This is a genomic window from Verrucosispora sp. SN26_14.1 (genome assembly GCF_004307965.1).
Taxonomy (GTDB): domain Bacteria; phylum Actinomycetota; class Actinomycetes; order Mycobacteriales; family Micromonosporaceae; genus Micromonospora.
The window spans coordinates 1-17,456 of record NZ_SISL01000084.1 but is presented as its reverse complement, the minus strand read 5'-3'; the positions used below and the strand labels follow the sequence as shown (position 1 = coordinate 17,456).

Sequence of the window (17,456 nt, the reverse complement as noted above, 5' to 3'; positions counted from 1 at the left end):
GGCGGATGTGGTGTGTGCGTGGCATGTGTTGGAGCACGTGGATGATCCGCGTCGGTTCCTGCGGGCGGCGCGGCAGGTGTTGACGCCGGGTGGGTGGTTGGCGTTGGAGGTGCCGAACATCGCCTCGCCCGCCGCCGCCCGCCTCGGTCACCGCTGGCCCGGCCTGCAACCGGAGTACCACCCCTGGCACTTCACCCCGACCTCGTTGACCAGGCTCCTGGCCGCCACCGGATTCGAGGTGGTCCGGCAGGACACCACGGTCTTCCGGTTCTACATGCCCGTCGCATACCGGATGCGACACGCGCGGCGGCTGCTGCCGCCGGACCTGATCACCCTGCGCTCGCCGCGCCTGACCCATCGGTGGCGGGGAGACCTCCTGCGGGTGATCGCCCGCAGACCGCGCGACGGACGGAACGGCTGATGAAGCTCAGAGACGACGAACTGACCACCTGCGCGTTGTGCGGCCGGGACGGGCACGCCGCCCCGGCGCTCGACGGAGTGCTGCGCCGCTGCACCGACTGCGACTTCCGGTGGACCGCGGAGGCCGCCCCGCCTCCCGACGAACTGTACGACGAGGACTACTACCTGACCGGCGGCTACCAGGACTACTTCGCCTCCGGCCGGCAGCGCCGGTTCGAGGCGGGGCGGCGGTTGCGGTGGTTGTCGTCGGTGGTGGGGCCGTCGGTGTTGGTGGAGGCGGGGTGTGCGGGTGGTTATTTCCTGGAGGCGGCGCGGGGTGCCGGTTTCACGGTGACGGGGGTGGAGGTGTCTCGGGTGGCGGCGGCGTTTGCCGTGGATCACCTGGGTGTGCCGGTGCGGCAGGGGTATTTCGAGCAGGTCGCGCCGTCGTTGCGGGCGGATGTGGTGTGTGCGTGGCATGTGTTGGAGCACGTGGATGATCCGCGTCGGTTCCTGCGGGCGGCGCGGCAGGTGTTGACGCCGGGTGGGTGGTTGGCGTTGGAGGTGCCGAACATCGCCTCGGCCGCTTCCGGTCGTCTCGGTCACGGCTGGCCCGGCCTGCAACCGGAGTACCACCGCTGGCACTTCACCCCGGCCACCCTGACCCGGATGCTGCGCCAGACCGGCTTCGAGGTCGTCTCGTACGACACGGTCTTCTCCCGGTTCTACTGGCGACCGATGGCGCGCCTGCGGCAGGCCCGGGACCTGCTCGTCGCCGACGTCGCGGCCAGCCGCTCGCCCCGGATGCGCCACCCGCTCCTCGGCGACCTGCTGCGCGTCTTCGCCCGCCGCGACGCCTCGGGGGTGACCCGATGAGCCCCGAGCCCCGCCACCGGGACGCACCGCCGTCCCTCTCCATCCTGCTGACCAGTTGGAACACCCGGGAGCAGACCCGGCAGTGTCTGGAGTCGCTGGCCGCGACCGTGCCACCGGACCTCGACTACGAGGTGGTGGCGGTGGACAACGCCTCCCGCGACGGCTCGGCCGACCTGCTCGCCCGCTCGCCGCGCGTACACCTGATCCGCAACGCCCGCAACGTCGGCTTCGCCGCCGCCGTCAACCAGGCGTACCGGCAGGCGCGCGGCGAGCTGATCCTGCTGCTCAACAGTGACGTCGCCTTCCACCCTGGCGCACTGTCCACCATGGTGACGTTCCTGCGGGACCGGCCCGAGGCGGCCGGTGTCAGCCCGCTCTACCTCAACCCGGACGGCACCTTCCAGCAGCACTACGTGCAGCAGCCCAGCTTCCCGGCGTCGCTGGCCCTGGTCACCGCGCTGCGTCGGGTCCCCGGGTTCCGGCAGGCGCTGCACACCTTCCAGATGCGCGGCCAGGACTTCAGCCGCCCCCGGCGGTTGGCCTCGGGCAGTTGCATGCTGCTGCGCCGCGCCGCACTGCCCGCGCACCACATCTTCGACGAGCGGTTCCCGGTCTACTGGAACGACGCCATCCTCGCCCGGCAACTCGACCGGGCGGGCCAGCAGTTGTGGATGCTCCCGGACGCCGTGGTGACCCACGTCCGGGGCGCCTCCTGCCGGCTCCTCGGCCCGGCCATCCGCTTCCGCCACCTGCTCGGCAGCCTCGTCGGCTATCTGCGGCTGACCCAGCCCGGTCACCGGGTCGCACTGTTCCGGCTGGTCGTCCTCATCGACCACGCGGTGAAGCGGATCTGCGGACGCCACGTCCAGCTCACCCTCGCCGATCTGCGGGCCGCCCTGCGGGGCGACGTCGGCCCGCTGCCGGACGGCGACATCCGGGACTGGCTGATCGTCTTCACCCGCACCCCCTCCACGGCGGAGGCCGACCAGGCGGTGATCACCGAGTCGCTCCTCGACGACCCGGACCGGCGCCTGCTGCTGGTCGACCCACCGGCGCCCCGCCCACGCTGGCGCAGCCGGATCACCCCCATCGACGACGCCGCCTGGCACCTCACCCCGCCGACTCCGCTGCCCTTCGGCGCACGGTGGCGGACCGCCGACACGGTCAACCGGCGCTTCGCCGCCGCCGCCGTACGACGGTGGCTGGACCGCCAGGCCGGTGCCCGGCTGCTCCGGCTCGACGACGACACGGCCCGACCGGTGCTCGGCCGCGTCGGTGAGGACGAGGTGCTGCCGGCCGCCCGGCGGGTACCGGTCAGACAGCGGGCCGGTCGTGACTGACCTGGGCAGCCGGGAATCCCGGACCGCCCCGCCCGACGCGGCGGGGGCCGCCGCCGACTGGGTGGTCTACTTCAGCGCCACGCCCTGGCACGGCGGCGCGCACCGGCAGCACGCCCTGGCGCGGCAGCTCGCCACCGGATACCGGGTGCTGTTCGTGGACCCGCCGGGGCTCCGGGTGCGGACCGGCACCACCGTGCGTCGGGTCGAGCCCGCCGTCTGGCACGCCGTGGCGCCCACCCCGGTCCCGTTCGGCCGGCACCTGCCGACGGCCAACGCGGTCAACCGGCGGGTGGCGGTGGCCGCGCTGCGGCGCTGGCTGCGCCACGACCCGGCGGGCGTACGACTGGTCTGGCTGGACGAGGACCTGGCCGGGCCCTGCGCCGACCGGCTCGACGCCGCCGCCGTGGTCTACGACGCGACCGACCTGGACTGGACCTTCACCCGCCGGTGGAACCGGCACCACCTGCGCCGCAGCCTGGACCGGGCGGTCGCCTCCGCCGACCTGGTGCTGGCCTCCTCGGCCGCCCTGCCGACCCGGATGCCGGCCGGTCGACACGCGCCGGTGGTGCTGCCCAACGCCTGCGACCCGGAGCACTTCGCCCCGCAGGGACCGACCGTGCCCCGCCCGGTCGCGGCGTCCCGGCCGCTGATCGGGTACTGCGGTGCCGTCGACACCCGGGCCTTCGACGCCGACCTGGTCGCCACCGTGGCCCGGGCCCACCCCGACTGGACGTTCCTGCTGATCGGCCCGAGCACCGCCGCCGGTCGGGCGCCCCTGGCCGGCCTGGCCAACGTGCTGCTCACCGGCCCGGTCCCGTACGCCGACCTGCCGGCGACGCTGCGCGCCTGCGACGTGACGGTGATCCCGTACCGGATCGGCGGGCTGGTGGACTACGTGCACCCGAAGAAGTGCTACGAGTACCTGGCGCTCGGCAAGCCGGTGGTCGCGACACCGCTGCCGGCGTTGACTGCGCTGACCGACGTGGTCCGCCTCGCCGCCGGTCCCGACGAGTTCGCCAGGGCGATCGCCGGGGCGTTGACCGACGCGACCGCCCCGGACCAGCTCGCCCGCCGCCGCGCGGTGGCGACCGCGAACAGTTGGGCCGCCCGGGGCGAGCACCTGCACCGACTGCTCGCGGGGCTGGCCCGGTGAACCGGGTCGTGGTCGGAGTGGGCGTGGCCACCGTCGGGGCCGCGCTCGGCACCGCCGTCTCGCTGGCCACCATGCTGCCCGGGATCATGGCGTTGGCCGCCACCGGTGCGCTGGTCTTCCTCGCCGTCTTCCTGCTCTGGCCGTGGACCGTACTGCCGGTGGGGATCGTCGGCGGCGCGGTGGCCGGCGGCCTGGTCGGCGGGGGAGACGTCCGCACGTACGTGGCGGCGCACCTGCTGCTACTGGCCGTCGGCGCGACCGCCCTGCTGATCCGCTACGCCTTCGGCATCGGCCGGGGCGGCCGGCGGACCGCCGCCGACACCGGCATGCTGATGGTGATCGGGCTGACCGTCGCCGCCGCCTGCTACGGCCTCGCCATCGGCAACCTGCCCACCGAGGTCGTCGTCGCCGGATACCAGATCGCGATCCTCCCGCTCTATTTCTTCCTGGCCACGCACACCCTCATCACGGACCGCCGGCTGGTCGCCGCCGGGCTGCTCTACGTCGGTGTCGTGGCGGTCCTGGCCGCCATCTCGATGACCGTCCCCGGCCGGCACGGCGGGCTGCTCACCCTGCTCGCCGTCCCGCCCCTGATCTGGTACGCCGGACGGGCCCGGGGCTGGCGCCGGGTGGCCTCGGTGCTGCTCGCCGGCTTCTTCACCATCGACGTGGTGCTCGCCTCGTACCGGGGCATCTGGCTCGCCGCCGGGGTGACCCTGCTGATCATGCTGGTCTTCGGCGGCCGGGCGGTCCGCACCGGACTGGCCGCCACCGCCGCCACCGGCTGCGTCGTCGCCGCGCTGCTGGCCCTCGATCCCGGCGTCCGCGAGCGCGCGCAGGAGATCGCCACCGGGCTCGAACAGTCCGCCGGTTACCGCGCCTCGGAGTCCGTCGTCGGGCTGGACGTCTTCGCCCAGCGGCCGGTCCTCGGCGCCGGGCTCGGACAGTCCACCACCGACGTCTACCTGGCCGACTTCGCCCTCACCGACGTCGGCCCGGTCTACCACGCCTTCTACGTCACGTTGCTGGCCAACGTCGGCCTGCTCGGGCTGGCCCTGGTGCTCTGGCCGGTGCTGCGCGGCATCCGGGCCGGGATCGCCGACCGGGACGGCGCGGCCCTGCCGTTCGCGGCCCTGTGCTGCGGTTTCCTCGGCGCGGCGATCTTCGCCGCCCCCACCGACGGGCACTGGGAACTCGGGCTGCTGCCCGCGCTGGCGCTGCTGACCGTCCGGGCACGCCGGACCCGGGATCCCGGGCTGCTGCCCTCGCCCACGCGGATCCCCGAGGCGGTGTCGTGATGGTCGACGCGACGGCGATCGTGGTGACGTACAACTCGGCGGGGCAGATCGCCGCCGCGCTCACCGCGCTGCGGCAGGCCGGCCTGCCGGTCCGGCTCGTCGACAACGGCTCCACCGACCGGACCGTCGCGCTGGTCCGGTCCGAATTCCCCGAGGTCACGGTCGTGTCCGGCCAGGGCAACGTGGGCTTCGCCGCCGCCGTCAACCGGGCCGCCTGCGGTGTCCGCAGCGAGGTGCTGCTGCTGGTCAACCCGGACTGCGTGGTGCCACCGGAGACCGCGCGGGCCCTGGTCGGTGCGGTGCTGAGCCGTCCGGACGTCGGCGTCGCCGGGCCACGACTGCACGACGCCGCCGGCCGGGTGGCGGTCAGCGCGCATCCGTTCGAGACGCTCGGCACCGTGGTGGCCAGCCGGTTCGGCGGGCCGCTGGTGCCGGCGCAGGTACGCCGGTGGCTGGGCGGACGGCACCGCCGGGCGGCGTACGAGGCGTGTCAGCGCGGCGCCGAACCCACCCCGGTCGACTGGGTCTCGGGCGCGTGCCTCGCCGTGCGGACCAGCCTCTTCACCGCCGTCGGCGGGCTCGACGAGGCGTACTTCATGTACTACGAGGACGAGGAACTCTGTCTCCAGGCCCGCCGTCGCGGTGCCGAGGTGCTCTATCTGCCGTCGGTGGCCGCGATCCACAGCGGCGGGGCGAGCAGCAGCGACCCGGCCTGGATCTGGCCGCACCTCTACCGCAGCATGCTGGTGTTCTTCAGCCGTCACCGACCCCGGTCACGACAGGCCGTCCGGGCCGTCGTCCTGCTCCGGGCGCTGCTGGGAGTGGCCCTGGCCACCGTGCGGCTGTCCCTGCAACCACGGGCCGGCATCGCGCGGATGCGGGCCTGGACCCGGGTGGGCCGGATCGCGGTCACCCGTCTCCACATCGGAGGAAACCACTGATGCACGTACTGATCACGGTCGTCGGAGCGCGCACCGAGCACTGGATCGACCTGTTCGACTCGCTCTGCGAGCGACCCGACCTGCGGCTCACCGTGCTGGCGGCCGACGTGTCACCGACCACCCGCCGGGAGTTCGAGCGCCTGGAGCGGCGGCACCCCGGCTTCCGGGCGCAGATCCTGCCGCACCGGCTGGGGGAGGGCCGGACCGGTCACATGGCCTCGGTCATGTTCCGCTTCGGCGGACGCAGCGGACCGCCGGTGTCGCCGCCGCCGGACGTGGTGCACATCATCGGCGAGGCCGCGTACCTGTCGACCTGGCAGGTCCTGCGGATGTGCCGCCGGCACTGGCCGACGGTGCCCACGACGTTGTACGCCGCGCAGAACGTGGTGATCCGCTTCCCCATGCCGTTCCCGGTCCTGGAGCGGTACGCGTACCGCCGGGTCGACATGGTCCTGCCGATCACCCCGGCGGCCCGGCAGGTGCTGCGGGTCAAGGGTTACCGGGGCGCGGTCACGATCGTCCCCCTGGGGGTGGACACCAGGATCTTCCGCCCCCGACCCGAGCCGGACACCACCCGGCCCTTCACGGTCGGCTTCGTGGGCCGGTTCGAGGCGCACAAGGGCGTGCTGGACCTGCTGCGCGCGGCCGAACTCGTCGACTGCGACGTGGTGCTGGTCGGCGAGGGCAGCCTGGACGACGACGTGGACCGGGCCGCGCGACGCCGTCCCGGGCGGGTCCGGCGGTACGGCTGGACCGGCCACACCGAGCTGCCCGACGTGCTGGCGCAGACGAGCGTGCTGGTGCTGCCCGCGCTGGAGATCGTGCAGCGCAACGTGCTGCCGTGGGTCGGCATCCCGCTGCGCGAACAGTTCGGCCGGGTGCTGGTCGAGGCGATGGCCAGCGGCGTCCCGGTGATCGGCAGCGACGTCGGCGAGATCCCGTACGTCGTCGGCGACGCCGGGCTCATCTTTCCCGCCGGGGACGTGACCGCGCTCGCCGACCGGCTCGGCCGGCTGCGCGACGACCCGGCGACCGCCCGCGAGCTGTCCGAGGCCGGGCTGCGCCGGGCGACCGAGGAGTTCGCCTGGGACCGGATCGCCGACCGGCTGGACCAGGTCTGGCGACAACTGCACGAGGAACGAATGTCCATACCCGTCCCGGCGCGAGCCGGTCAGAAGGTCCGCGACGACGCGGACCGAGAGGTGGCCGCGTGATGCGTACCGTCGACTTCAACGACCTGCTGGACACCGCCCGGCGGCGGATCGCCCTGCCGCTGCTCGGTCTGCTCGCCGGGCTGGCGGCGGCCCAGGCGGTGTCGCCGCTGCTGCCGGCCCGGTACGAGGCGCACGCCTCCGTCCTGGTGGTGGCCGACACCCCCGAGGGCGACCGCCCGGCGGAGATGAGCCTCGCGCTCGCCCAGAACCTGGCACCCACCGTCGCCAAGCTGATCGGCTCGCGGGAGGTGGCCGTCGCCGCCGCCGGCCGCCTGGGTCTGCCCGAGGAGGCGGTCACCGGCAACGTGCACGGCACGTTCGAACCCGGCCTCCAGATCGTCACGGTACGGGCCGACGCGGCCTCCGCCGGCCGGGCCGCCGCGATCGCGAACGCCGTCAGCCAGGCCATGGGCGAGCAGTTGGAACGCCTGAAGCTGGGCGGCGACACGGTGGTCACCACGCGGGTGGTGGACACCGCCAGCGTGCCGATCCGGCCCGCGTTCCCCAAGCCGCTGTTGAACAGCGCCCTGGGCGCGCTCGTCGGCCTGCTCGCCGGCTGGGGGGCGACGGTGCTGCGCGACCGCTTCGACCGCCGGCTGCGCGACATCGCGCAGATGGAGTCCCGCCTCGGCCTGCCGGTCGTCGGCGGCCTCCCGCACCTGCCGAAGCGGTTCGCCCGCCACCACGCCGCCGCGCTGTTCGCCCGGCGGGAGATCGCCACCTCGACCCGGGCCACCGTCTCGGCACTCAGTGTGCTCACCACCTCGTCCCGACGCCGCCTGCTGGTCACCAGCGCGCACGACGACGACGGTGCCACGCTGGTCAGCGCCCTGCTCGGGCTGGCCATGGCGGCCGAGCGACGCAAGGTCACCGTGATCGACGCGGCGGTCCGCGACCCCGCCCTGGCCGGACACTTCCCGGACGCCTCGTTCACCTGGCAGCAGGTCCGGACCGGACAGCACGCCCCGGTGCCGACGCCCGACCTGCCGACGCTGACGGTCCTGCCGACCGAGCCACGGGAGAGCCTGACCACCGTGCACGCGCGGGAACTCGGCCAGTTGCTCGACGTCCTGGCGGACACCGAGGACTGCGTGATCGTGCACGCGCCACCGGTGCTGGCCGGGTGCGACACCGCGACCCTCGCCGACCACGTCGACGGGGTGCTGCTCGTGGTGGCGGCCGGACAGACGAACCTGACCGAGGCGGCGCGGGCGGCCCGGCTGGTGCGCCGCCTGAACCTGCCGCTGGCGGGCATCGTCGCCGTCGGGGCGATCGACCGGGTCGGCCGTCCCGGTGCCGACGAGGTGACGCCGACGACCCTGCCGGGCAGCACGAGCCTGCGGCCCGTACGGCGGGTGCCGTCGGGCGCGCACCGGGTCCGCGAGGTGCCCTCGGGCGGGGTGCACCGGGCCCGGGAACTACCGCCGGTGTCCCCGGCGGGTCCGTCGACGTCGCCCGAGCCGGCCCGGACCGGCCCGCCGCCCGGCGGTGACCAGACCGTACCCGTCGAGGTGGTCACCGACGTGCGCCCGACGCCCGCCCGCGTCGACCACCTCACCCCGGCACCCGCCCGCGTCGACCACCTCACGCCGGCGCCACCCCGACAGGCCCACCCGGACGTCGCGGTCACGGCCCGTTGGCGCTCGGGGCCGCCCTCACCGATCGACGACGTGGCGCCCTGGTCCACTCCGCTGGTGGCGGGCGGACGCGAAGCGGTCGGTTCGGCCCTGGGCCGACCGTTGGCACCGCGCGCGGAGGCGTCCGGACGGGTCCACCGGTCCGCCTCGGCGGCACCGATCGAGCCCGCGCCGTTGCGCCGTCCGGCGGATTCGCCGGTGGCCCCGCAGTACGTCCGTGGCGAACCGGTCTCCGACCTCGACCACCACCGACACACCACACCCGACGGTCCCCGTTGGCCGTCCAACTGAACCCGCACCGAGTACCGATCAAGGAGTAACCGATGAGCGAGACGCTCACCCACCTGCCGTCCACTCTCAGCGACCCGCGGGCGTTGTACTGCGACCTGCTGAAGAAGGCGCTGACCCGATACGTCTTCCAGGAGACGTGGATGCCGTACCAGCCCCGGGCGGCGTCGCTGCACGGCCGGGTGTACGCCCGGTACAAGCACCTGCTGCAACGGCGCGGCCTGGAACTGGTGCTGAAGTTCCCGTTCGACGCCGACGCGCGGGCCAACGGTCGGGACTGGCCGCCGGAGGCGGACACGATGATCGGCCTGCGCCGGCTCGACAACCTGGAGCGGTGCCTGCGGGACGTGCTGGCACAGGACGTACCGGGTGACCTGATCGAGACCGGGGTGTGGCGTGGCGGCGCGGTCATCTTCATGCGCGGCATGTTGCAGGCGTACGGCGACCAGAGCCGCTCGGTCTGGGTGGCGGACTCGTTCCGTGGCCTGCCCAAGCCGGAGGCGCACCGCACCGAGGACGTCGAGGACGCGCTCTGGACGCAGCCGTTCCTCGCCGTCTCACTCGACCAGGTCAAGAACAACTTCCGCCGGTACGGGCTCCTCGACGACCGGGTGCACTTCCTGCCCGGATGGTTCAAGGACACCCTGCCCACCGCGCCGGTCGAGCGGCTCTCGCTCATCCGGCTCGACGGCGACCTGTACGACTCGACCATGGTCGCGCTGCGCAGCCTCTACCCGAAGCTCTCCGTCGGCGGATACGTCATCGTGGACGACTACCACGCGGTACGCGGCTGCAAGCAGGCCGTCGACGACTTCCGGGCCGAGCACGGCATCACCGACGAGCTGCACCAGGTCGACTGGACCTGCCGGTACTGGCAGCGGACGAGGTGAACCGCTCAGTTCGGCACTGACGTGGCGGACCGGCTCGCGAACCACTCGTCGAGCCGGTCCTCGCGTACCGCCGTGAACAGGGCGGCGGACCGCTCCTCGTCCAGCAGCACCGACGAGCCGGCCGGGGTGGTCAGGTCGGTGTCGGCGGCGGGGACGGTGACGAACCGCAGGGACGACGCCGAGATCCGCCGGACCGCCAGCACCAGCTCGGTGAGGTCGAGGTCCTGGTCCACGGTCAACGACTCCGCCGTGGTGGTCAGTACCCGGTCCAGTCGGGCCGGATCGGTGAGCAGGTTCTCCGAGGTGACCTTCTCCACGATGGCCCGTACCACGAACTGCTGGTTCTTGATCCGACCGAAGTCGCCGCCGGGCACGTGGTGCCGCTGCCGCATCAGGTCGTCGGTGTTGCGCCCGTCGAGCTGATTGCAGCCGATCGGCCACCGGGTCGCGGTGTCGGTGGAGAGCACCTCGTACGGCAGGCAGACCGTGATGCCGCCGATCGCGTCGACGATCCGCCGGACTGCGGCGAAGTTGGCCACCAGCACACCGTCGATGGTCACGCCGGTGAGCCGGTGCACGGTCTCGGCGGCCAACGAGGCACCGCCGAACGCCAGCGCCGCATTGATCTTGTTCTTGCCTCCGGCCCAGCTGCCCTCCCGCGCCGGTACGTCGACGTAGCTGTCCCGGGGAATCGACACCACCGTGGCGGCGTCGCGCGTGGCGTTCAGGTGCACCAGCATGATGGTGTCCGACCGCTGCCCCGGGTAGAGGCCCTGGTCCGGCTCGCCGTCACGCGAGTCCGAGCCGAGCAGCAGCAGGTTCAGCGGCCCCTCGGCCCACCGCTCGTCGTCGCGGGGCGCGGTGCCCCGACCGAGGATGTCCTCCCGCTGCACCCGGCCCTCGTACCGGTGCTTGAGGCCGACGCCGAGCGTCGCCAGCCCGGCGCAGGCGACCCCGAGCAGCGCGACCAGGGCGATCGTGGCCTTCTGCCACTCCGCCAGCCGTCGTCGGATGCTCGCCGGTGCGATGTCGTTCGTCATGTCGATCAGCGCTTTCTCGTCTCTGGTCCGGGCTCGCGCCGACGCGGCGACCGTCCGTCGGCCGCCCCATGGCGGACCGCTGATCGGTCAATTATCTCCCAAATAGTGCATATCGGTGCAAAAGTGCCGACGCTGCGACGGTGGTCACGACCGCGCCCCGGCGAGGTGGACTCGGGCGTGGACGCGGGTGTGGACGCGGGCGTGGACTCGGGCGTGGACTCGGGCGAGGGTGCGTATTGGCGGCGGGCTGCCGGGAGTCGACCTGACCTACCTCGGTCCCTTTGCTCTGCTTACGCGGACGCAACGGCCGGGATGCCGCAAGGGGGCCGTTGCGTGGGTTGAAGCAGAGCAAAGGGGCCGAGGGGGACTGGGGCCGGCGGCGGGATGAGGGCCGGCGGCGGGACAAGAGGACGGCGGGGGAGAAGGTGGCGAGGACGCGGGACGGCGAATGCGGGCGGCGGGATGTGTCGGGCGCTCGCGGACTCGCCGTGCTAATTCGTATTAGCGTCTTGACCGCCGGGTAACCACACGCGCAGACTCATCGATCACATGAACCGGTTCGGGGCGAGTATTCGCAGCGTATCGGCCGCTCGCCGTGGGGTGACTGGCGTCCGCTGACCCGTCCCGCCCGGTCCCGTCCCCCTGCCCCCGTCGTCCATCCTGAACGGAGGGAACGATGACCCGTACCCCTGAGAGCCCCTTCACCCGACGCACGCTGCTGCGCGGTGTGGCGGCGGCCGGTCTCGCGACCGCGACCACCGGTGCCGGCCTCGCCGTCACGTCCGCACCGGCCGCCGCCGCACCCGCCGGTTTCCCCAACTACCGGTACGTCCGGGACGCGCTGCCCGCGTCGTTGCGCTACAACCCGACCCGGGAGTTCATCTTCCCGTGCGTCCGTGGCGTCTACGACAAGGTCAGCAACTATCTCGGCCGCTACTACCTCTACTATGCGCCGCACGACGCGCCGGGCGGCATCTGCCTCGCCTACGCCAACCGGCTCGAAGGCCCCTACACCGAGTATTCCGGCAATCCGGTCATCGACCGGGTGCTGCCGACCACGACGGTGAGCCACGTGTCGTCCCCGCACGTCATCTGGGACGCCCCGACGCGGCAGTTCTACCTGTACTTCCACGGCGAGAACTTCACCACCCGGGTGGCCCGCTCCACCGACGGCGTCCGGTTCACCGACGAGACCCCGATCCTGTCGACCCGGCTGGTGCCGAACACCACCGAGACCTCGTACGCGCGGGTCTTCGAGCACTCGGTGGCGGGCAAGGGCAACCGCTACGTGATGGTCTTCATGGGTGCCCACACCATCGGACCCGGCACCCGGAAGATCTTCTGGGGCTGGTCGCCGAACGGCTGGAGCAATTGGCAGTTCGCGCCGAACCCGCTGGTGTCGCCCGCCGGTGACGGCCTCACCGACATCTCCGCGCCGCACCTGCTCAAGCGCAACGGCACGGCGTACCTGGCGTACCACGGCAACAACGGCAACATGTACCTCACCGAGGTCGGCAACAACTTCGACCGCGAGGTGCACCTCGGCGTCTTCCACCGGCCGATCGCCTCGGACAACGGCCGGGTGGCGTCACCGGCGTTCGGCACCGACGGCGGCGTGTCGTACATGCTCTACGAGGCCGGACCCCGCCTGAACGCCCGCATCTGCGTGGCCCGCGAGGTCTAGGGACACCGCCGACCGGCCCTTCGCGGGCCGGTCGGCGGGATACCGCTCAGCCCTTGAGGCCGGTGTGCGCCAGGCCCTCGACGAACTGCTTCTGCGCGATCACGAAGACCACCAGCACCGGCAGCGCCGTCATCGACGCCGCCGCGAGCTGCACGTCCCACATCGGTCCGCCGTACGCGTCGACGAACTGGGTGAGCGCCTGCGGCAGGGTGAACTTCTCCGGTGTGGAGAGGAACACGATCGGTTCCAGGTAGAGGTTCCAGCTGTGCAGGAAGGTGAAGATGGCGACCGCGCCCAGCGCGGGCCGGGACAGCGGCAGCGCGATCCGCCAGAAGGTGGCGAACCGGCCCAACCCGTCGACCCGGGCCGCCTCCTCCAACTCCCCGGGCAGGGCGAGGAAGAACTGCCGCATGATGAACGTCGCCAGCACGCTCGGCGCGCCGAGGATCGGCACCAGGATCAGCGGCCAGTGGGTGTCGATCAGCCCGAGCCGGAAGAACATCTGGAACAACGGCACGATCGTCACCTCGCTCGGGATGAGCAACCCGGCGAGGACGACCAGGAACAGCACGTTCTGGCCCCGGAAGCGGATGCGCGCGAAGGCGTACCCGGCCAGGGCCGCCACCGCCAGCGTGCCGACGGTGACCACCAGCGCGATGTAGAGGCTGTTGAGGTACTGCTGCCCGAAGGGTTGCAGGTCGAACACCCGCTGGTAGGCGTCGAGCCGGGGATCGACCGGCAGCAGCTGCGGCGGGAAGGCGAAGATGTCCGCCACCGGCTTCAGCGACGAGGTGACCATCCACCAGGTCGGGAAGACGAAGGGCACGGCCAGCACCAGCAGCGCCCCGTAGAGCACGAGCTTGGTCCGGGGCGACAGGTCACGACTCATGGAAGACCCACCTCTTGCGCATCTGCCACTGCGCCACGGTCAGCGCGAGGACGATGCCGAACAGCACGATCGACAGGGTGGCGCCGTAGCCGAAGTGGTGGAACTGGAACGCCTGCTGGTACAGGTAGTAGACGAGCACCGTGGTCGAGGTGCCCGGACCGCCCTGGGTGAGCACCGCGATCTGGGCGAAGACCTGGAGCGAACCCACCACCGTGATGATCGAGGTGAGCAGGATCGTCGGGCTGATCAGTGGCACGGTGATCCGCCAGAACTGGCGCAGCCGGCTGGCCCCGTCCACCTCGGCCGCCTCGTACAGCTCGGCGGGCACGCCCTGGAGGGCGGCCAGGAACAGCACCATGTTCAGGCCGACGTTCTTGAACACCTGCACGACGACGACCGAGAACATGGCGGTGGCCTCGCCGCGCAGCCAGTTCGGTCCGTCCACGCCGATCGTGTCGAGCAGGCCGTTGACGCCGCCGTTGTCCTGCAACAGGAAGCCCCAGACGATCGTCCAGGCCACCAGCGACACCACGACGGGGGAGAAGAACAGCGTGCGGAACACGATCGTGCCGCGCAGCTTCTGGTTGAGCAGGACAGCCAGCAGCAGGGCCAGGGCCAGGTTGAACACCACCAGGCCGACGGAGAAGAGCCCGGTGGCCCGCAGCACCGAGCCGAGGTTCGGGTCGTCGGCGAGCGCCGCGTAGTTGTCGGTGCCGACGAAGTCGAACGTGCCGGCGAGCACGTTCCACTCGTGCAGGCTGTACCAGACGACGAGGGCCAGGGGCAGGATCACGAAGACGGCGCTGCCGAGCAACTGCGGGGCGATGAACAGGTAGCCGGTGAGGTGGTCGCGGCGGCGGCCGGTCCAGAACGGCCGGGCCCGGTCCGGGGCGGACCCGGCCGTGGCCGGGTCCACCCTGGTGTCCGTACGGGTCATCGGTCGCCTTACTTCGCCAGCAACGGCTGGATCTTGCCGCAGACCCCGTCCAGGACGGCCCTGACGTCCGCGTCGGCCTTCCACAGCGGGTCCAGACCGGCGCGGACCTGCTGGCTGATCTCGGCCTGTCCGGCGTGACTGGGCTTGACCACGCCGTTGGTGATCCCGTCGATGACGACCTTCTGCAACTGCTCCGGTTCGAGCTTCGGGTTCGTCTTGGCCAGCGTGTCGGCGGTCAACTGGGACTGGCGCGGCGGCGGGAAGAACTGGGCCAGCTTGGCGGAGTTGGTGGGGTTGGTGAGGAAGGCGAGGAAGTCGGCGGCGGCCTCGGCGTTCGGGCTGCGCTTGAGCACTCCGATGCCGGCCTGTCCGACCACCGCGTACGGCCCCTTCGGCCCGGCGGGCAGCGGGACCAGGTCCCAGGCGAACCCGTCGTCCTCGAGCAGCGACGCGCGGGAGATCTGGGTGATGGTCATGGCGGCGTCACCGGCGAAGAAGTCGGCGGTGGTGCCCGGGCCGGGCAACGCCTTGTCGGTGAAGACGGCACGGTGCAGCCGCGTCATCGCCTCGACCATCTCGGGTTCGGCGAAGCCGCAGGTCCTGCCGTCCTCGCTCCAGGCCCGAGCACCCCACCCGGTCCAGATCGTGGACAGGTTGCTCCAGTCCTTGTAGTCGAAGTCGCGGATCACCAGCCCGGCCTTGCCGGTCGCGGCCTGGGTGGCACCGGCCGCGCCGAAGGCGTTGTCCCAGGTCCACTGGCCGGCCTCGATCAGCTCGGCCGGGGTCCGCTGGTCGGCCTGCTTGAGCAGGTCGGTGTTGACGAAGACGCCGAACGGCGAGGTGGAGAAGGGGTACGCGTACAGCTTGCCGTCGTCCTGCCAGAGCTTGAGGGTGGCCGGCAGGATGTCGTCGTACTGGTAGCCGTCGGTCTTCTTGAGGGTCTCGTCGAGTGGCAGCAGCGCGCCGGAGGCGACGAAGTCGGGCGCCGAGTTCTCGAACACCCAGGCCAGGTCGGGGGCGTTGCCGCCGGCGATCTGGGTGGTCAGCGCCGTGGTGTACGTGTCGAACGGCAGCGGATCGAAGGTGATCTGCGTGACGTCGGGATTGTTCTGGCGGTACTCGTCGGCGATCTCGTTGAACAGCGCCAGATGCGCCTCGTTGGCCGACCAGACGGTGACCCGCAGGGTGGCCGGGCCGCTGTCCTGCGTCTCACCGCCGCCGCAGGCGGACATGGCGAGAACGCCGGTCAGCGCCGTGGCGACAACGCGTATTCCCTTTCCTGATCTCATCGTCTCTCCTCACCGGGGGGTCAGTAGCCCGCGATCTCCGGCCACCGGCATTCGACGCCGGCGGCCGTGACGCGGTCGGTGAACTCGGCCAGCAGCCGGGGGGTGCCGCGGACCGCGCGCGGGGACTCGCCCCGCGCCAGACAGAAGTCGGCGAGCAGACCGGCGACCTCGCCGACGTTCCACTCGACCGGGTGCAGCCGGTAGCTGCCGTTGGTGACGTGCGTGGTGCCGATGTTCTTGCCGGCCGGCAGCAGGTTCTCCATCCGCTGCGGGATCAGCGCGCCGAGTGGGATCTCGAACGGGCAGGACCCGACGTCGATGTAGTTGTCGCCGCCGGTCGACGGGTGCAGGTCGATGCGGTACATCCCGACGCCGATCGAGTCGGGGTACCGCACGGCGCCGTGTGCGCCGCGTACCGCGAGGGAGAGGTCCTGCTCCACCACGGTGTACTCGGCCCTGATCCGGCGCGACTCCCGGATGTAGGGCGCCTGGGCCAGACCGGCCGGGTTGCCGGTCACGTCGCCGCGCAACCGCAGCCCGGGGAAGCCGGTGCCGCCGTCGGGTCGCGGTGCCTCGGTCTGCAACCAGTAGAAGAGGGAGTACGACAGTTCGCGTGCCTTGGCCAGGTGCCACGACGCGTTGGGCACGTCGATGACCGGGCCCTCGAAGTAGTCGATCATCGGCCAGTTGACCAGGGTGATGTCGCTGGCGTACGCGCCGTCGACGAAGTTGCGCCGGGCGGCGATCCGGCGGAACGTCCACAGGTTGCCGTCGCCGGGGTTGACGCGCTGGTCGGCGTTGACCGCCCAGGGCTCGTCGTCCGGGTTCGGGGTGAAGCTGCGCTCCAGGATCTCCAGGGTGCGCGGGTTCGGCGAGCGCCAGGAGAGCAGCCGGTCACCCCAGAAGTCGGGCTTGTAGTCGCGCCAGAAGTCGTAGCCGGCGGGCCGGTCGATGGTGTGATCCCCGTCGACGTGGTCGATGGCGAAGCAGACCGACACGGCCTGCATGTTCATCGGCTGCGCCTCGGCCGGGGCGCTCGGCTCACCGGTCTGCTCCCGCGACTCGAAGCCGGTGACGTACTCGGTGCCGGTCAGCGGCAGCAACTCGCCGGTCTCGGTGGCGTCCAGCACGTACGGCGCGGTGACGTCGATGCGGTCCTCGCGGTCCCGGTGCGCCAGCGTGACGCCGGTGACCCGGTCCCCGTCGGTGGCCGCCGCCACCGGCCGGTACGGCTGGAGCACGGTCAACCGGCCCGAGCCCCGGTACGGCGCGAGCATCTGTTCCAGCACGGCGACGGCCACCCGTGGCTCGTGGCAGAGCCGGCTGACCCAGCCGGCGCCCGGATTCAGGTCGGTCCAGGACCGGGAGCGTTCGGTGAGCGGGTAGTGCCGTCGGTAGTAGTCGCGGATGCCGGTGCGTAGCGCCCGGTAGCTGGCGGTGGCACCGAACTGCTCGATCCAGGAGTGCTCGTCGGGCGGGACGGCCTGGCTGGTGAGCTGCCCGCCGAGCCAGTCGAACTCCTCGGTCAGGATCACCGACCGACCGGCCCGGGCCGCCGCGAGCGCGGGGGCGACCCCGCCC

15 protein-coding genes are annotated in these 17,456 nt (G+C 72.1%); 10 read left to right on the top strand and 5 right to left on the bottom strand.

The window, feature by feature from the left end; translation table 11 throughout:
* From EYA84_RS11035 to EYA84_RS10995, 9 genes are all read left to right on the top strand, one after another.
* A partial coding sequence (locus EYA84_RS11035; protein ID WP_131052941.1) for a class I SAM-dependent methyltransferase occupies positions 1–421 on the top strand: 421 nt, incomplete at its 5' end.
* On the top strand, positions 421–1,275 hold the full coding sequence (locus EYA84_RS11030; RefSeq protein ID WP_131052940.1) for a class I SAM-dependent methyltransferase: 855 nt from the start codon (positions 421–423) through the stop codon (positions 1,273–1,275). The genes EYA84_RS11035 and EYA84_RS11030, both read left to right, overlap by 1 nt.
* Positions 1,272–2,615: a glycosyltransferase family 2 protein gene (locus EYA84_RS11025; protein ID WP_131052939.1), complete on the top strand. Its 1,344-nt coding sequence runs from the start codon at positions 1,272–1,274 to the stop codon at positions 2,613–2,615. The genes EYA84_RS11030 and EYA84_RS11025 overlap by 4 nt, the downstream gene beginning before the upstream one ends.
* Entirely contained in the window at positions 2,608–3,768 is a 1,161-nt protein-coding gene (locus EYA84_RS11020; RefSeq protein WP_131052938.1) for a glycosyltransferase, read from the top strand. The genes EYA84_RS11025 and EYA84_RS11020 overlap by 8 nt, the downstream gene beginning before the upstream one ends.
* Positions 3,765–5,066 (top strand): O-antigen ligase, encoded by a 1,302-nt coding sequence (locus tag EYA84_RS11015; RefSeq protein ID WP_161594947.1) that lies wholly within the window; start codon positions 3,765–3,767, stop codon positions 5,064–5,066. The genes EYA84_RS11020 and EYA84_RS11015 overlap by 4 nt, the downstream gene beginning before the upstream one ends.
* Positions 5,066–6,007 carry a glycosyltransferase family 2 protein gene (locus tag EYA84_RS11010; RefSeq protein WP_131052936.1) on the top strand — a complete coding sequence of 314 codons (942 nt, stop codon included), beginning with the start codon at positions 5,066–5,068 and terminating at the stop codon, positions 6,005–6,007. The genes EYA84_RS11015 and EYA84_RS11010 overlap by 1 nt, the downstream gene beginning before the upstream one ends.
* On the top strand, positions 6,007–7,221 hold the full coding sequence (locus EYA84_RS11005) for a glycosyltransferase family 4 protein (protein WP_131052935.1): 1,215 nt from the start codon (positions 6,007–6,009) through the stop codon (positions 7,219–7,221). Before EYA84_RS11010 ends, EYA84_RS11005 begins: the two co-directional genes overlap by 1 nt.
* Entirely contained in the window at positions 7,218–9,149 is a 1,932-nt protein-coding gene (locus EYA84_RS11000) for a hypothetical protein (protein WP_131052934.1), read from the top strand. The genes EYA84_RS11005 and EYA84_RS11000 overlap by 4 nt, the downstream gene beginning before the upstream one ends.
* 32 nt (positions 9,150–9,181) lie before the next feature.
* Positions 9,182–10,036 carry a TylF/MycF family methyltransferase gene (locus EYA84_RS10995; protein ID WP_131052933.1) on the top strand — a complete coding sequence of 285 codons (855 nt, stop codon included), beginning with the start codon at positions 9,182–9,184 and terminating at the stop codon, positions 10,034–10,036.
* A 5-nt stretch (positions 10,037–10,041) separates the two neighbouring features.
* On the opposite strand, the gene EYA84_RS10990 is transcribed toward EYA84_RS10995, so the two are convergent.
* Positions 10,042–11,076, bottom strand: coding sequence for an LCP family protein (locus EYA84_RS10990; RefSeq protein WP_131052932.1), 1,035 nt, complete (start codon positions 11,074–11,076; stop codon positions 10,042–10,044).
* A 676-nt stretch (positions 11,077–11,752) separates the two neighbouring features.
* On the opposite strand from EYA84_RS10990, the gene EYA84_RS10985 reads away from it, so the two are divergent.
* Positions 11,753–12,760, top strand: coding sequence for a hypothetical protein (locus EYA84_RS10985; protein ID WP_131052931.1), 1,008 nt, complete (start codon positions 11,753–11,755; stop codon positions 12,758–12,760).
* 46 nt (positions 12,761–12,806) lie between these two features.
* Here the strand turns inward: EYA84_RS10985 and EYA84_RS10980 are convergent, their stop codons facing one another.
* The 4 genes from EYA84_RS10980 to EYA84_RS10965 form a co-directional block, all read right to left on the bottom strand.
* The gene (locus EYA84_RS10980) at positions 12,807–13,649 is read right to left on the bottom strand and encodes a carbohydrate ABC transporter permease (RefSeq protein ID WP_131052930.1); all 843 of its coding nucleotides are present in this window, start codon (positions 13,647–13,649) and stop codon (positions 12,807–12,809) included.
* Positions 13,639–14,586 (bottom strand): carbohydrate ABC transporter permease, encoded by a 948-nt coding sequence (locus tag EYA84_RS10975; RefSeq protein WP_131052929.1) that lies wholly within the window; start codon positions 14,584–14,586, stop codon positions 13,639–13,641. The genes EYA84_RS10980 and EYA84_RS10975 overlap by 11 nt, the downstream gene beginning before the upstream one ends.
* Before the next feature lie 8 nt (positions 14,587–14,594).
* Positions 14,595–15,875, bottom strand: coding sequence for an ABC transporter substrate-binding protein (locus EYA84_RS10970; protein ID WP_131052928.1), 1,281 nt, complete (start codon positions 15,873–15,875; stop codon positions 14,595–14,597).
* Between the two features lie 20 nt (positions 15,876–15,895).
* Positions 15,896–17,456: FAD-dependent oxidoreductase (locus tag EYA84_RS10965; protein WP_201272362.1), on the bottom strand; the 1,561-nt coding region annotated here is incomplete at its 5' end.

What these genes read in the sequence shown, in the direction of transcription:
- EYA84_RS11030 (WP_131052940.1), top strand. Translation starts at nt 421, where the DNA reads ATGAAGCTCAGAGACGACGAACTGACCACCTGCGCGTTGTGCGGCCGG.
- EYA84_RS11025 (WP_131052939.1), top strand. Translation starts at nt 1,272, where the DNA reads ATGAGCCCCGAGCCCCGCCACCGGGACGCACCGCCGTCCCTCTCCATC.
- EYA84_RS11010 (WP_131052936.1), top strand. Translation starts at nt 5,066, where the DNA reads ATGGTCGACGCGACGGCGATCGTGGTGACGTACAACTCGGCGGGGCAG.
- EYA84_RS11005 (WP_131052935.1), top strand. Translation starts at nt 6,007, where the DNA reads ATGCACGTACTGATCACGGTCGTCGGAGCGCGCACCGAGCACTGGATC.
- EYA84_RS10995 (WP_131052933.1), top strand. Translation starts at nt 9,182, where the DNA reads ATGAGCGAGACGCTCACCCACCTGCCGTCCACTCTCAGCGACCCGCGG.
- EYA84_RS10990 (WP_131052932.1), bottom strand. Translation starts at nt 11,076, where the DNA reads ATGACGAACGACATCGCACCGGCGAGCATCCGACGACGGCTGGCGGAG.
- EYA84_RS10985 (WP_131052931.1), top strand. Translation starts at nt 11,753, where the DNA reads ATGACCCGTACCCCTGAGAGCCCCTTCACCCGACGCACGCTGCTGCGC.
- EYA84_RS10980 (WP_131052930.1), bottom strand. Translation starts at nt 13,649, where the DNA reads ATGAGTCGTGACCTGTCGCCCCGGACCAAGCTCGTGCTCTACGGGGCG.
- EYA84_RS10975 (WP_131052929.1), bottom strand. Translation starts at nt 14,586, where the DNA reads ATGACCCGTACGGACACCAGGGTGGACCCGGCCACGGCCGGGTCCGCC.
- EYA84_RS10970 (WP_131052928.1), bottom strand. Translation starts at nt 15,875, where the DNA reads ATGAGATCAGGAAAGGGAATACGCGTTGTCGCCACGGCGCTGACCGGC.